Source organism: Treponema sp. SP13, from assembly GCF_050938355.1.
In the GTDB taxonomy this organism is placed as follows: Bacteria; Spirochaetota; Spirochaetia; order Treponematales; family Treponemataceae; genus Treponema_D; species Treponema_D socranskii.
Window position 1 is genome coordinate 16,747 of sequence record NZ_JADOVM010000009.1, and the last position, 15,228, is coordinate 31,974.

Consider the following 15,228-nt stretch of genomic DNA (forward strand, 5'->3'; position numbering starts at 1 on the left):
TAGCCGTAAAAATGATAGCCTAATTCCGTGCAAAATGCTATACTGCTCCAATGGCAGTACAACAGGACAGGCGGGCGGCGTTCAAACGGCTCAAGCTTCTCGTCTACGCTCCGAAATTAAACGTCGACTCGTTCCGAAGCAGGATGGAAGAAGGTTTTGCCTGTCCCGTTTTGCCCAATCACGTCGACTGCGCCGATTACAATTACGGAGGAGTTTCCTGCGATGTCCTTTCGCCCGAAATATATTCTTCGAGGCGCATCATCATCTATATTCACGGCGGCTCCTTTATCGCAGGCTCCCGCGCTTCGTGGCGAGGTTTTTGCGCGCGCCTTGCGGCAAAATCTTTCAGCCGCGTCGTCGTGCCCGAATTCCGCCTCGCGCCCGCTCATCCTTATCCGGCTGCGCTCGAAGACGTGCAGGCGGTGTTCCGTACGGTGTACACGGAATTGCAGGTGGCCTGTTCGCTCGACGCTTCTGCGGAAAAAGCGGCCGCTCATCCTGAAATCGTCATCGCTGCCGACGGCTCGGGCGCTTCCATCGCTTGTGCGCTCCTGTTCAGCCTCCGCGAAAAATACCGTACGGGCGTTTCCCGTCTCGTCTTTCTTTCTCCGTGGCTCGATTTTTCCGAAGAGGCTGCCGCTTCAAAGGGTAAAAAAGCTTCGGACGAATTGATAAACGGAGAAACGCTTTTGCGCTGCGGGGAGATATATACCTTTGTTTCCAATTTAACGAATCCGCTCGTCTCTCCTCTGTATGCGGCAAAGGAACAGCTTTCCGATTTTCCGCCTGTGTATATACAGTGCGGCGAAAAGGAGCTTTTACTCGGCGATACCGAACGGTTTTCGAATTTGCTCGTATCGAACGGCGGGCAGTGCGAACTCGATGTGTGGCCGAAGATGATGCCGTTTTTTCAGTTTGCCGACGATCACCTGTGGGAAACGCACCTCGCTATCGAAAAGATAGGGCACGTCATATCCGGAGAAGGCGATACGGATGCGGGCACATCCTTTCACAATAAGCCGCGTCTCGAAAACTCTTTGCAGGCGGACGCGTAGCGCGCGTGGCGATTTGCGATGGAACTTCTTTCGCCTGCAGGTAATGTAAAAAAATTATACTGTGCATACGCATACGGAGCGGATGCCGCGTACATCGGTCTCAAGCATTTTTCGCTCCGCGTCAAAGCCGACAATTTTTACGACGACGAATACGAGCAAGTATGTGAGCTGAAAAAACGCTTTCCCGAAAAAAAACTCTACTGCGCGCTCAACATCGCCTTTCACAATGACGATATCGCTTCTTTTCAAAACAATATCGATTATTTTAAGCGCTATCCGATCGATGCGTTTATCGTGCAGGATTTGGGCATCGTGCCGATTTTGCAAAAAGAGTTCCCCGACGCGGCGCTTCACTTGAGCACGCAGGCGAGCTGCATCAACGCTTCCGCCGCTTTGTTTTATAAGCGGCTCGGATTTAAACGCATCGTGCTCGGACGGGAAGCTTCGCTTAAAGAAATCCGCGAAATTAAAGACGCCGTTCCCGATATGGAGCTCGAAGCCTTTTGTCACGGCGCCATGTGCATCGCCTATTCCGGTCGCTGCCTCATGAGCGCCTATCTTACAGGTAGGAGCGCTCAGAGCGGTTTTTGCTCTCATACGTGCCGCTGGAATTTCAGCGTGAGCGCGGACGAAAATCGGTTTTTCGATGCGGATGCTGCGAAGCGCCTCGCCTCATCGGGTGTATTGCGGCTTTCGGAAGAAAAAAGAGCAGATGAATATTTTCCGATTTTTGAAGGCGATAATTTTACCGCAGTCCTTTCGAGTAAAGATCTCAATATGATCGATAAGCTTTCGGATATGAAAGACGCGGGTATCGACGCGATAAAAATCGAAGGGCGGATGAAAAGCGTGTATTACGTTGCGCTCGTAACGAGGGCGTACCGTAAAGCGCTCGACGTGCTCGTCGGCAAAATTTCTTTCGAAGAGGCTTTTCCTTTTATCGCAGAGCTCGACAATGTGCCGCATCGGGAATCGACGACGGGATTTTACTACAGCCGCGAAGACGCCGACGTGACGACAAGCGGTGCGTCCGACAGTCCCTATGCGCTTGCGGCGGAAATCGGAAGCGAAGTGAGCGAAGCGGAGCAAAGCGCGATCTTTTTGCGCGGAGAAAAAACGGTGTGCGATTTTCAAAAATCGCTTGCAGCCCTGTGTAACGAAGCGCGCTTTGCGCGCGAACGCGATTTAAAAAATCATCCTGAAAAAATACCCGCCGCAGCCGAAAAAAAAGACGGCTGGCGTATGTATGAGTTTACGCCTTTTAATAAAATCGATACGGCCGATACACTTGAAATCATTTCGCCCGAATGCGCGCTTCGAAAAGCGGAAGCGGGCGAGTGGCTCCTCATCGATTCCGAAACGGGCACGCTTCGTTCATGGGCATTCGACGGACATCCGTGCGTGCTCTACAGTTCGACGGCGCTTGAAAGCTCTTCTCTCGTGCGTATCCGCGACGAAGCGTACCTGCCTGAGCGGGCGAAAGCATCGAAACGGTAGACGGATTGTTCGGCGGGCTGTCGAACAATTTAAATTGCCGCTATCTGTTTTGCTGTCCGTAGTATGCGCCGGGACCGTGCTTTCGCATATAGTGCTTGTTGACGATGTAGTCGGGAAGCTGCATCGCGCCCGGATTGACGAGTATCGTATTGAGCGCCATCTTGCACACTTCTTCGAGGACGACACCGTTGTACACCGCTTTTGCCGCATCGCCTCCCCACGCAAAGGGGCCGTGTCCGCCGACGAGTACCATATTCGTTTCGGCCGGATTGTAGCCGTGCTGTTTAAAATGTTCGACGATCAGCGTACCCGTCTCTGTTTCGTAATCGCGTTCGACGGCTTCTTTTGAAAGATAGGGCGTACACGGGATTTCCGTTTGGATGTGATCGGCGTGCGTCGTACCGAAGAGCGGAACGGCGCGCATCGCCTGTGCCCAACCGACTGCAGCCGGCGAATGCGTGTGGATGATTCCGCCGACTTTGCATCCGCCTTTTACAGCGAATTCTTTATACAAAACGATGTGCGTCTGCGTATCCGAAGACGGGCGCAGTTTCCCTTCGACGATTTTTCCGTCCAAATCGACGACGACCATAGCGTCGCTCGTCAATTCGGAATAAGGGACGCCCGACGGCTTTATCGCAAACACGCCTTTTCCCGCATCGAATGCGGAAACGTTGCCCCACGTGTACACGGCGAGATCGTGTTTGGGGATTTCCATATTCGCTTCGTATGCTTCTTCTTTTAAACTTTGATATGCACCTGCCATATTGTCCTCTACAAAAAGATTGCCGTTCTTACCAATCGATGTATTCCGTCGCGGCTTTTACGACGGGCAATCCCTTCGTATAGCGCGCAAAGAATGTATTGAATCCTTCGACATCGGCGGGATCGGGTACGACGGTTTTCGATTCGCTCGATGCAAATACGTCTTCGTTTAAAAATTGCGCGAGGCTGCGTCCGTTTTTATGCACCATATATGAAGCGAGGAGGGCGATTCCCCATGGGCCGCCTTCGCCCGCCGTGCCGAGAGCGGCGACTTTGGTGTGCATTGCCGCCGCCATAACGCGAAGACCGGTTTCCGCCGTTTTGAAAAATCCTCCGTGGCAGACGAGGGTATCGAGGGCGACGTGCTCTTTGTCGAACAGAATGTCCATGCCGGTACGCAGCGCGCCGAGTGCGGTAAAGAGTTGGGCGCGCATAAAATTGGCAAGGCTAAAGCCGGCACTTTGCGTTCGCACAAAAAGCGGTCGTCCTGATTCGAGACCCGTCATCGATTCGCCTGAAATATAGTTGTACGGCATGAGACCGCCGCAGTCTTTGTCCCCTTTCAACGCGAGGCCGAGCAGCGCATCGTACAGCGTTCCTTTGTCGAAGCGAGCGCCGAGAGCTGCCGCCGCTTCGCCGAAAACGCCGATCCAGCTGTCGTATTCTCCGGTACAGTTGTTCGCGTGTGCCATCGCCGTAAGCGAACCGTCGGGCGTCGTCACCAAATCGATTTTGCGGCTGTACGTTTTTGAAAGCTCTTTTTCGAGCACGACCATCGCGAATACGGATGTGCCTGCCGAAACGTTGCCCGTGCGCTTTGCGACCGAATTCGTTGCGACCATGCCGGTGCCCGCATCTCCTTCGGGCGGGCAGAGCGGAATGCCGCTTTCGAGCATACCGTCTTTGTCGAGCAGAGCGGCGCCTTCTTTCGTAAGAGAACCCGCGTTATCTCCCGCAACGAGCACTTCGGGCAAAACGCTTTCGATATTCCAGCCGTACTTTTTTTCCGCGACGAGCGATGAAAACTGTGCGAGCATTTTTTTATTGTAATTTTTTGTTGCGATGTCGATCGGGAACATGCCCGACGCATCTCCCACACCGAGCACTTTTTTCCCTGTCAGCTTCCAATGCACGTAGCCTGAGAGCGTCGTCATAAACGCGACGTCTCCGACATGCTTTTCGTCGTTTAAAACAGCCTGATACAGATGGGATATGCTCCATCGTTCGGGAACGGGGTAATCGAAGAGCGCCGAAAGCTTTGCCGCCGCTTCCGTCGTGATCGTATTGCGCCAAGTACGGAACGGGACGAGCAGATTGCCGGACTTGTCGAAGGCGAGGTAGCCGTGCATCATCGCGCTGATGCCGAGCGCTCGCAGTTTTGTGAGCTCTACGCCGTACTTTTGCATGACATCTTCTTTCATTCGAGCGTAGCTTTCCGCAATACCCTCGTACACTTTATCGAGCGGATACGTCCAGATGCCGTCGATAAAGGAGTTTTCCCAATCGAAAGCGCCCTGTGCGACGGGGGCGTTTTTCGTATCGATGAGCACCGATTTTATCCTCGTCGAACCGAGTTCGATACCGAGAATCGCTTTGCCCGATCGTATTTCTTCTGCGATGAGTTTTGCTTCCATAAATATTCATACTCCTAAAAACTGATGTACCCGTATAATTTATCCGTGATTACGGTATAATCTTTCGGTACTTATTGTCAAGAGATGAGAAAACAATGCGTTAAGTTGCCGAGTGCAGACGGTAGCAAAGTGTATGCGAACGCAGACTATCTTTTACCCGGATGGAATGGGTGGAATATTTCTTGACAAATCGGATATAAGTTCATAATATGGAAAAGAATCGCTATGTGTTGTAGCGATCGGTTATTATTATTTGGAGGCATTGGTAATGCAAAAAAAGGTATTTTCATTTGCACTGATCGCGTTTGCCGTTGCGGGTTTGATTTCTTGCGGCGGTAAATCGATTAAAAACGGAACCTACACTTCGTCCGTACAGGGTATGAATGATACAATCGAAGTGTCCGTTACGATTGCGAACAAAAAGATCGCAGACGTACAGGTTACGAAAAACTCGGAAACGCCGGGAATCGGCAGTCCGCTCATGGACGCGAACGGTACGGTTTTGACGGCCGGAGGAATGGCTCCTACCGAATTGATCCCCGCCGAAATCGTAAAGCATCAGTCGGTAAACGTCGATGTCGTAACCGGTGCGACGATTACGTCCGCCGCCATCAAAGCGGCCGTGTCGGATTGTCTGAAACAGGCGAAAGCGAATCCCGCCGATTGGAACGCAAAACCGGAAGCGGCTTCCGCTCCGGAAAATGCGAGCGCTGATGTCGTCGTTGTCGGCGGCGGCGGCGCGGGACTTGCGGCTGCTATCGCAGCGGGTCAGCAGAATAAATCGGTTATCATCGTAGAAAAGAACGGTGAAGTGGGCGGCGACACACTCGTGTGCGGTGCCATCTACAATACGCCCGATGAAGCGCTGCAGAAAAAAGTGACGATGGGCGATGCGGTAAAACGCACGATCGAAGCGGCCCTCGCCGAAGCACCGAAAAGCGGTGAACACGCCGCGCTTCAAGCGCAGGTGCGCTCGCAGTGGAACGCGTATAAGGCGAGCGGCAGAACCGACCTCTTCGATTCGAAAGAATGGTTTGCACTGCAGACATGGAACGGCGGCGATAAGGTCGGTAATTTGAATCTCGTCAAAGTGTTGTGCTACAACGCATACGACGGGCTTAACTGGATCGACGATTTGGGTATGAGCTTTTCCGACGTCATCAGCCAGGGAGCGGGTTCTCTTTGGGAACGCACGCACACCAGCACGATGAAGATGGGAACGGGCTTTATTTCGACCTATGTCGAAAACATCGCCAAGATGAATAATGTTACCATCATGGTCGAAACGACGGGCAAATCGCTCGTCAAAGACGGTGACAGAGTTACCGGTGTCGTGTGCGTCGACAGAAACGGCAACGAGTTTACCCTTTCGGCAAAGGTCGGCGTTATCCTCGCAACCGGCGGTTTTGCCGCAAACGGTGCGATGGTACAAAAGTACAATACGTCGGGCAAATGGCAGGACTTGAGCAAAGTCGCGACGACGAACCGCTTTTCGTGCTCTCAGGGAGACGGTATCGAAATGGCGGTCGCAGCCGGCGCTTCACTCACCGATATGGAACAACTCCAGCTTTTGTATCTCGGCAACTTAAAAGACGGACAGCTGACGAAGTATCCACCGAGAGACGTCAACGGCACCGATCAGATCATCTTTATCAATAAAGAAGGCAAACGCTTTACGAACGAAGGCGGCCGCCGTGACAATATCTGTCTTGCGGTTTTTGCACAGCCCGATAAAGTGTTCTACATGCTCGAATCCGGCGACGGCGACAAATACAAAGACATCAAAGATCCTTCATGGAGAAGTGCGGACGGCTTTACGTTTGACTATCTCGAATCGAACGGCTATATCTACAAGGGCGACACGCTCGAAGAACTCGCCGGAAAACTCGGTATGAATGTTGCGACGCTCCAAGCGACGATCGACACGTTCAATGCGAGCGTTGAATCCGGCCGCGACGAATTCGGCAGAACGCTCTATTCGACGAAGCTGACGAAGGGTCCGTGGGTTGCGACTCCGAGACAAGCCTGCGTTCACCACACAATGGGCGGTGTTACGATCGATACGAGCGGACACGTTATCGGTATGAACGGAAAAGCAATCCCCGGTTTGTACGCTGCAGGTGAAATCACCGGAGGCATACACGGTGCGAACCGCTTGGGCGGAAACGCCGTCGTGGACACGGTCGTATTCGGCAAGCTCGCAGGCGATACGGTTGTCGCAGACGCGCGGTAATAACAATAAACTGGTAGGAACCTCTAAAAACTGCAGTTTTTAGAGGCAACTTTGAAAATGTGATGTTGTAACTCGCGATAATACGGCGAGTTACAACTCATCGAAATCTCGAAGAAATCGCTAAAGGCGAGCTTTTCGAGATGTCCTAGTGCCTTACGACATGTACACCGTAGGGATCTTCCCAAACGCCGCCGTCGTCATATTCGATTTTGCTCACGTATAAAAAATCGATGTGATACGTTTCATCCTGCATTTCCGAAATATAGTCGTCGAGGCCGAACTCCGTCCGTACTGCAGTACGGGGAGCGACGTTTTCATCGCATTCGAAAACGATACGGTTTTCGTTCGAAAATGAAATCATTTCGTCGCTTCCGCTTAAAAAGACGACGACAAAAAATTTTCGTACCGTGCGTCTGCTTGTATTGTAAAACGTCAGCACAATGCCCGTATATTCGTAAAACGCCGTATCCGTACCGACGGACACTTCGCCCTTTATGCGGTATGGAGTGTGCGCATAAAGCGGAAGCGTAAAGCAAAGAACGCACATCGCAGCGAACGCGAATTTCGATTTTGCAAAAACGTAAAGTCCGTCGGTTTTCTTCACTCTGCATCCGTTTTTCGATCCGGTTTTTTCGGCCGCAGCTACGCTTTCCGTTCCGATTATCGATTTGTTTTTCATCTTGCCGCCTCGTACACGAATTTCTTTCCGCGCGCTACAATCGATTCACCCGATACGGCCGGTTTTACCGTACGCGGCAGACGCGAATGCCTTTTCAGCGATTTAAGTATTTCGGCGGCGACATTCGTACAATGCGTAAACGAATCGTCCGTATCGGGAGCGGGCGATCCGCCGTTTAATATTATTTTAAGCGGACATGCCGGAAATGCAATGTCGAAAAGCAAATGAATATCGCTTCCGTCGTACAAAAGCTCGTGTGCGATAATACAACGTAAAAGCCCCTCGATATCGCCGGAAGAAGCGCGATATTTTTTCAGCTGCATAAAAGCGGACGCGATATCGGATGCGGCAAGCAGCGCGAAAACAAGAGTATCCGTACGCGCCGTTTCGATCGCCGTATTCACGCTCTCTTCGCTGTGTAAGTGCAGTATGCACGGCGGTTTTACGCAGAACGCTTTTCCCGTTCGCCGCATATCGGAAAAGATCGATACTGCAGCCGTCGAAATACGGCGTTCATCCGGCAAACAGAAAATTATAAGACCGCTTCGCTGTGCGCTCAATTTTCGAAGCGCTTCTATCTGTGCGCTGCACAAGCCGAGCCCTTCAAGCGGCGGCAGAATACGCGGACAAACAGGTATGCGAAGCACGATACCGCCCTGTACGACGACGGTATATAGCAAAATGGGATGTACACCGCGGTGGATAAATCTGCCGCACAATTTTGTCCTTCCGTCCAAATGCGCAAGGGACGCTATATGGTCGGCGAGGCGCCGCGCGAAAGGCGGCTGCAGAGTCATCTTTTCACAGAACGCTCCGTGCGTTTTAAATGTGACGGCCGCTTTTCCGATAACGATTTCTTCGGCGGAAAGTACACGCGCCTGCCGTAAAATCGCACAGAGCATTCCATCCGCATGTAAATCGGTACACGCGGCAATATCCGCCGCGCGTATACTGGTGTCCGTTTTCATCACAGTATAAATCGTCGCAGAGTGTCAAAAAGCGGAAGTTTTTTGCACAATTTTTTATATTTTTATGATATGCCGGCAGGAAGCGGTTCTTAGGAGAGCGGTAAAAAAGGCGGATTCAAGTAAAAAAAACATGGGCAGGGAAAGATTGTCGGAAACGTTTGATGAGCCGAAAAAAAAGCTATCATATACTTATTTCATAGCATCGGCTTTTTTCTGATGTTCTTCCATTATTGGATTCCAATATTTATGATAATTTTTCTCGTAAGAAGTTCCATCTGCTGATATTCCCCAGCTTATAGCTTCCATAATTATTTCTTCGATCGATCTAACATTATAAGGACTCCAATCTTTAATTCCAGCATAATAAGTTATGTAATTTCCTTTACTTGTAACAGAATATAGCGACCAGTTTTTTTTGCTAAATCCTGGGTAACAATAATTGATACTTTTTCCGGAAGAATAATTAAATGAACCATCTTTTTCAAACTTAAAAACCAGTTCCCAAGAACTGTCTTCCTCATATTCCATAACATAACTTGTATGAAAGTAAACTTTATTTTTTGAAAGAGTCTTCCAATTACCACCTTCGCCTATACCAGAACCTTCACCGCCGTGCCAGAATCTTCCGTTCAGAAGGTCAAAATTAAATACATAATAGTTTGTTTTATTATTTTCATATTCATCCCAATATTCCACAGATGATAAATACTGTTGTAATTCAGCTGCATTTTTTGGAGGGACAAAATCAGGCTGTTTTGATGACAGATAACCGCCAAAAGCCCACCCGTATTCGGCTTTATCACTTTTCCATTCATAGTATCAATTACTTTTCCATTTTCATAAAAACGATTTTTATCTGCAAAAATTGAACTTACTATAGCTGAGAATAAAAATAATATACAAAATATTTTTTTCATTGTTTACTTTCCTTGCGCCGTTGTGCGGGCGTCCGTCTAACTAACGCTTAACCTGTAAACGGACTCGGTCCCGTTTGTCGGCTACGAAGCGGGGGGCTTTATTTATCATCTTGAATTTATTTCTTTCTTTCTTTTTCCTTTCCACAATTATTTCTCCTTCTTTTATCTTATTGCTCGATGGTGTCTACCTAACTGCCGCTTAACATGCATTGTCAAAAGCAATGTCAGACTGAAGCGGGTGTTAGGTGAGTTTATTTTATAAATTTCCACATATCTTCTACAAGAAAATTATCAAAGGTTCTTATTTGTTCATTTAAAAATGCGTCTTTTGTAATTGCCGGACGTAAATCTAAATAATAAACTCCATCTAATGGATTTAAAGCAACTGTATATGCCTTGAAATGTCCCGGTAAGAAAGTGGAATTAATTCCATATAGGGCTTTGTTTTTATTTTCTTTTCTCTGTACATCATTTAGAAAGATAGCAAAATGAGGAATATCTACTTCTTTGATTTTATTATACATATATTTATCTAAGAAAATTTTATCGATTCTGTCTTTTGAAGATGTTTTAAGTTGACCAATAGCTTTTTCTTCGTTTTCAGAATTAAGCAGTATAATATCATGTTCAAATTTCATCGTTTCTTTGCTATCCGGTAATAAAACAACTTCGTCTTTATCATCAATATTTACCCCACAAGCTTTTACTGTGTTTCTTATAAGAATTTCAAAATAGCTTCCATTTTTCTTTTTTGCTTTATTTGAATTGTTTAGAGCATCTAATGTACACCCAATACATTGCTGACAGGTGTAAATTATTTGATTTATTATTTTTCGTGCATCAGTATCATATTTGATTTCTTTTATGTTGGGTAGAGAATATTCAAATATCTTACGGGCAGTTGAAAATTCTTTTGCTTTTAGAAAAATATCTGAATTTATTGGTCTTGTAACACAATGATGTCCGTCATCTTTATACTGAATAAAGTGATAATTACTTTCATTTTGAGAAACAATATCTGCCTGAATATTAGGGGTAAAAGCTTCCCCGAAATTTGTAAAATTTAAATATTCATCTGCAATATCTAGAAACCATGTTAAACCTTTCATAGTTGTATCGTTTTCTACTTTTTCGAGCAAACTATATAAGGTCATTTTATACTTTTTCTCCTTTCTTCGGTCTTTTTATCAAATAAAATCCATTCATTAATTGTTTTATGTTCCAAATTATGAAGACGTTTATTTGCTATTTTGTTGTATTCAGAACAATTATCACTGACTAAAAATTTCCTATTCAATTCAATTGAAACAACGGCTGTTGTTCCGGATCCGGAAAAAGGATCAACGATAATTTCATTTTCATTTGTTGACGCTAATAAAAGCTTCCTTAACAAGGCTTCTGGTTTTTGAGTAGGATGTTTGGTTTTTTCTTCCATTCCATTACAAGTGGTAGGAATATTTATTACATCTTTGGGTTTTGCTCCGTTAGGATTTGGTGTCCAAATTTTATTACACTCTCTTCCGCCGTATTGACTGTTTTTTCCATTTTGGTTTCTTTCTGGATATTTTAATGTATGCTTATTATATGGAATTCTTATTGAGTCAATGTTAAATGTAAAATCTTTTGATTTTCTTAAACATAAAATGCTTTCGTGGCTATGCCCCCAATCATTACTTAAATTTGCTTTGTTATCATAACACCAAATAAGCCATTTACATTTATAAAAGTATTCTAAGGCAGGACGTTTTAAATCAGCAAGAATTTCTGTAAATCCACAAATATAGAGTGTTCCGTTTTCCTTTAAAACTCTAGAAGCTTCTCTTATCCAAGATATAGACCAAGCAACATATTCGTCAATAGTTCCTAAATTATCCCATGAAGCTTTTTTTATGTTATAAGGAGGATCTGCAAAAACAGTATTTATGCTGTTTGTTTTAATTTTTTTTAAGAAATCAATACAATCTTCATTAAAAATAGCGCCATTATCAAAAATAAACTCTGGCTTTAATCCAAAAGTATAGTTTTGATAGTCAAAAAGAGTTTTCATATCTTCAAGTTTTAATGCTGGTAATCCACCCATGATAGTTACTATATCAAATTTTTACTCTTTTGTGCAGATACGAATAAAGTTCTTGCGTTTTTATGAAAAGCGTTTGTCACATAGGACAACCATCCATGTAACATCCGCTTAACCTGCAACAAGGCTTGTCCGCAATGTCAGCGCTGAAGCGAGTGTTAGTTTGCTGGCTTTCTATAATCATTACGGATAAACGGCTCTTGTTTCTCTTCCGATAATAAAATCTTATATTTTGCCGGCTGCCGGTATGCGTTGCCGTGAACCTCTCTACTTCTATACGTTCTTAATTCCTCTATATCAAAAATTGCTATATATATTCCTTCTTCCTCTCCGGCTTCTATTATTAATGTATCTCGCGAATATGGTTCATCAATTTTATAGGCAATACCGTCAAATGCTGTAGAATGACCATTACAATCAGGTTTTCCTTTCGGATAATTAACAGTTGCAAAACCAACCATATTTTCAAATGCTCTTGCTCTTAATTGTGAAATTCTATTAATTTCCATTGGACATGCATTCGGTACAAGTATTATTTCTGCACCTTTGAGCATGAGTATTCGTGCACTCTCCGGAAATTCTCTATCATAACAAATCATTGAACCTATTTTTACACAACCATGCTCTGTATCTAATGCAGATACATAAAAATCATTACCGGGCATTAAAGCTTTTTCATTTCCAAAAGAACATGTATGTACTTTTGCATAGGTATATAGTTCTTTTCCAAATCTATCAAACAGACATATACTGTTTCTTGGTAACGGCTCATACTTTTCAAGAAATGTTATGCCGATAGCCATTTGTAATTCTTTCGCTAAATCCGAGAATGAACGTATAAACGTATCATTTTTATTAATTGCTTTACTCTTTAATTCATTTACAGTTTCAGGTATTTCGTAACCGATACTCCACATTTCAGGAAATAATGCTATATCTGCCCCCATATTTTTTGCCTTGCGACAAGCTGCTATACCGATATGCATATTTTCAACAGGAGATTTCCCCGGCATTAATTGTAGTAAAGCTATTATAATTTTGCTCAATTGCGTATTCCTTATTGTATTAAATCTTGTCAATCTAACAATTGTTTTAAACCACAAAAACGTGCCGCAGGCTTGGCGCGGAACTTACAACCGCAAGTTTCCGTGATAAAGGTTTTGTCGGCTTTGAAAACTGTGTTATACGTTTATTCTAACCAAGCATTTATAAATTGCTTAGTAATCATAATTTTACCATACTCCGTTACTGTAGGATAGGCATCACCAAAATCTACGCATTTTCCAGAAGCATCAAATACTTTCCGACCTTTTACAATTAAGTTTATACATCTGATATTTCCATTTTCAGCTATTTCCATAATCAAAATATATTTTTCATCAGAATTATATAAATTTTTAAATGTTAGTCGGACTTTTACGTCTTTCTTCATTTCAATCCAAATATTCAATACAATATTTTCCACAACAATTCCGACAATTAACAGCCTTTAGCAGTTTCTATAAATCCTACTATTTTTCCCATAAAGAGTTTTTCCCGTCTGAAATAATCTTCTTCTGAATCTGTATTTTGATTACAAACCTGTAAAATCAACTCTGAATAATTTTCAGGCAACTTTTGCAAACTGTGCGAATAATAAATTGCCCGATCTTCTGCAGGAGAATAAAAACCATTCAAATAAAACAAAGAACGGATTCCGGCACGTATTGCAGTATTCAGATTTTCATGCAGTTGAATTAATGCATCACGGCGATACCAGCGGTCTTTTTTATAATCAGAAATGAGATAATGAATGTAGCCCAATGAATTATTCAGATTATTTTTTAATTCCTCTTTTATAAACTGATTTATTTTTCCAAGTTCATTTTTATAGGAATTATTATGATCATACAAAATCTGAGATTCCGATACAGAAAATTTCCTTGGTTCTTCATACTGCGAAAATTTGTTTGTGTCTATAAAATCTGTAAATAAAACGGCAAACCAGACATTATCAATTTTTACACAATGATATGGAATTGGTGGATCCCGGTCTGGACCGAAAATATCTTCTGCTTTTATATTACTTCCCTTTTTGTACATTGCGATTAAATCGACCATTCCATTATATTCACCGTTTTCTTTTTTTGCAGGAAAAAAATCACCACGGGAAACACTTCCGGAAAGAAGAATAGCTTCGATTTCTGATTTATCCACTGAATTTATAAATTCTGAAGTTTTGTTTTTTATATCCTGAATAAAATCTTTCTGTTGTTCAATTATTACTTCTTTACTTTTCATTTTATTCCTTCCAGCGCAGTACGCTGTACGTATAACATTCGCCTAAGCTGCAAACGGGCATAGTCCCGTTTGTCAGTGTTGAAGCGGGTGTTAGAACGCTCTTACTCAATTAACTCAATCATTATTTCAAAAATGATTTTATCGTCCGGGTGTGTATTTCTTTGATTAAAAATACCCAAAATAACATCTAAATATGTAAAATTCAAATTACTTACAAGAACTTTTTTTTGTATTTCCTTATTTTTACTATTGTTAATAACCTCAATTAACGAATTTGTCAGTATCCAAATTCTACGTTCTAGTTCTTGAAAATAATCGATTTCATTTTTTGGTCGTTTAACGACTCTACAAAAATTTCCTTCATAAACAAAGGTATCATTTTCTTTACAAAATAAATATTTTTTTTGATTAGGCTTTTCATCCCCTTTATTACTATCACATTTTAACGACAAACTTGGATTTAATTGATATATTTTTAATTGTTTTATAACATCTAACTTTGTATAACCTTTAGCTGACATAGTTTCATGATTATATTGAATAATAATATCTAATGAATTATTTATTTCCTTTAACTCTCTTAAAAGTAGCATAAAGTTTTCATTATCATTGTTTATATTATTAGACTCTTGAATCTCTAGTAATTCTTTAGTCTGCAAATTAATCGATTTTTGTTGTTCTTTTAATGAATAGAAAAATAGAACAGAAGCGACTATTGAAGTTAATGGTCCAAGTATTGAACCGATAAAAGTTGAATATGAACCAAGAATATCACTGTTATAGACTCCATTAAAAAGTGTGTATCCACTTTTTAAATAGCCAATAAAACTCGACAATAAAATAATACTTGCAATGATAACTATCGAAGCAATGAGTCTTTTCATATTTCCTCTCATCAAAGGCGTCGTTCTAACATTCACTTAACCTGCATTTGTGGCTTTGCCGATGTACATAGCAGCGGCAAAGTTGGCGTAAAACTTGCAGTACCGTAAAGGCACATTAAGCAAGTTTTATGACAAAACAAATGTCAGTGTTGAAGCGGGTGTTAGGTGATTTTCATATCACTAGTTTCTCGTAATTTACTTACATCATTTGAGGTAAGTATCTCGAGATTTGTCGTTAC

At 43.6% G+C, this 15,228-nt stretch carries 15 protein-coding genes; 3 read left to right on the plus strand and 12 right to left on the minus strand.

From position 1 onward, the window contains the following. Nucleotides 1-50 precede the first annotated feature (50 nt). Together IZU26_RS12600 and IZU26_RS12605 are read left to right on the plus strand one after the other, a co-directional pair. A complete protein-coding gene (locus IZU26_RS12600) occupies nt 51-1,055 on the plus strand; it encodes an alpha/beta hydrolase (protein ID WP_433279453.1) in 1,005 nt (334 codons plus the stop codon). Nucleotides 1,056-1,073: 18 nt separating this feature from the next. Continuing rightward, entirely contained in the window at nt 1,074-2,552 is a 1,479-nt protein-coding gene (locus IZU26_RS12605) for a peptidase U32 family protein (RefSeq protein WP_433279454.1), read from the plus strand. A 40-nt stretch (nt 2,553-2,592) separates the two neighbouring features. Here IZU26_RS12605 and araD read toward each other — a convergent pair whose 3' ends face one another. Together araD and IZU26_RS12615 are read right to left on the minus strand one after the other, a co-directional pair. Then, entirely contained in the window at nt 2,593-3,318 is a 726-nt protein-coding gene (gene araD / locus IZU26_RS12610) for an L-ribulose-5-phosphate 4-epimerase AraD (protein ID WP_433279456.1), read from the minus strand. 28 nt (nt 3,319-3,346) lie between these two features. Continuing rightward, nucleotides 3,347-4,951, minus strand: coding sequence for a xylulokinase (locus IZU26_RS12615; protein ID WP_433279458.1), 1,605 nt, complete (start codon nt 4,949-4,951; stop codon nt 3,347-3,349). Between the two features lie 268 nt (nt 4,952-5,219). Here IZU26_RS12615 and IZU26_RS12620 point away from each other — a divergent pair, with 268 nt between their 5' ends. Then, complete coding sequence (locus IZU26_RS12620; protein ID WP_433279460.1) at nt 5,220-7,184, plus strand: FAD-dependent oxidoreductase; 1,965 nt, start codon at nt 5,220-5,222, stop codon at nt 7,182-7,184. A 145-nt stretch (nt 7,185-7,329) separates the two neighbouring features. Here the strand turns inward: IZU26_RS12620 and IZU26_RS12625 are convergent, their stop codons facing one another. The 10 genes from IZU26_RS12625 to IZU26_RS12670 all read right to left on the minus strand — a co-directional run bounded on the left by IZU26_RS12625 (nt 7,330) and on the right by IZU26_RS12670 (nt 14,989). Further along, entirely contained in the window at nt 7,330-7,863 is a 534-nt protein-coding gene (locus tag IZU26_RS12625; protein WP_433279464.1) for a hypothetical protein, read from the minus strand. Continuing rightward, the gene (locus tag IZU26_RS12630) at nt 7,860-8,831 is read right to left on the minus strand and encodes a hypothetical protein (RefSeq protein ID WP_433279466.1); all 972 of its coding nucleotides are present in this window, start codon (nt 8,829-8,831) and stop codon (nt 7,860-7,862) included. Before IZU26_RS12630 ends, IZU26_RS12625 begins: the two co-directional genes overlap by 4 nt. Before the next feature lie 189 nt (nt 8,832-9,020). After that, nucleotides 9,021-9,527: a hypothetical protein gene (locus IZU26_RS12635; RefSeq protein ID WP_433279468.1), complete on the minus strand. Its 507-nt coding sequence runs from the start codon at nt 9,525-9,527 to the stop codon at nt 9,021-9,023. Continuing rightward, a complete protein-coding gene (locus tag IZU26_RS12640) occupies nt 9,461-9,748 on the minus strand; it encodes a hypothetical protein (protein WP_433279470.1) in 288 nt (95 codons plus the stop codon). The genes IZU26_RS12635 and IZU26_RS12640 overlap by 67 nt, the downstream gene beginning before the upstream one ends. 251 nt (nt 9,749-9,999) lie before the next feature. Then, on the minus strand, nt 10,000-10,902 hold the full coding sequence (locus IZU26_RS12645) for a hypothetical protein (RefSeq protein ID WP_433279472.1): 903 nt from the start codon (nt 10,900-10,902) through the stop codon (nt 10,000-10,002). Continuing rightward, nucleotides 10,899-11,828 carry a DNA-methyltransferase gene (locus IZU26_RS12650; protein ID WP_021495581.1) on the minus strand — a complete coding sequence of 310 codons (930 nt, stop codon included), beginning with the start codon at nt 11,826-11,828 and terminating at the stop codon, nt 10,899-10,901. The genes IZU26_RS12645 and IZU26_RS12650 overlap by 4 nt, the downstream gene beginning before the upstream one ends. A gap of 155 nt (nt 11,829-11,983) precedes the next feature. Continuing rightward, complete coding sequence (locus tag IZU26_RS12655) at nt 11,984-12,871, minus strand: carbon-nitrogen hydrolase family protein (RefSeq protein ID WP_433279474.1); 888 nt, start codon at nt 12,869-12,871, stop codon at nt 11,984-11,986. Nucleotides 12,872-13,014: 143 nt separating this feature from the next. Continuing rightward, nucleotides 13,015-13,290, minus strand: coding sequence for a hypothetical protein (locus IZU26_RS12660; protein WP_433279476.1), 276 nt, complete (start codon nt 13,288-13,290; stop codon nt 13,015-13,017). A 14-nt stretch (nt 13,291-13,304) separates the two neighbouring features. Beyond that, nucleotides 13,305-14,105 (minus strand): hypothetical protein, encoded by an 801-nt coding sequence (locus IZU26_RS12665; RefSeq protein WP_433279478.1) that lies wholly within the window; start codon nt 14,103-14,105, stop codon nt 13,305-13,307. A gap of 101 nt (nt 14,106-14,206) precedes the next feature. Continuing rightward, the gene (locus IZU26_RS12670) at nt 14,207-14,989 is read right to left on the minus strand and encodes a hypothetical protein (protein WP_433279480.1); all 783 of its coding nucleotides are present in this window, start codon (nt 14,987-14,989) and stop codon (nt 14,207-14,209) included. Between the last annotated feature and the right edge of the window lie 239 nt (nt 14,990-15,228).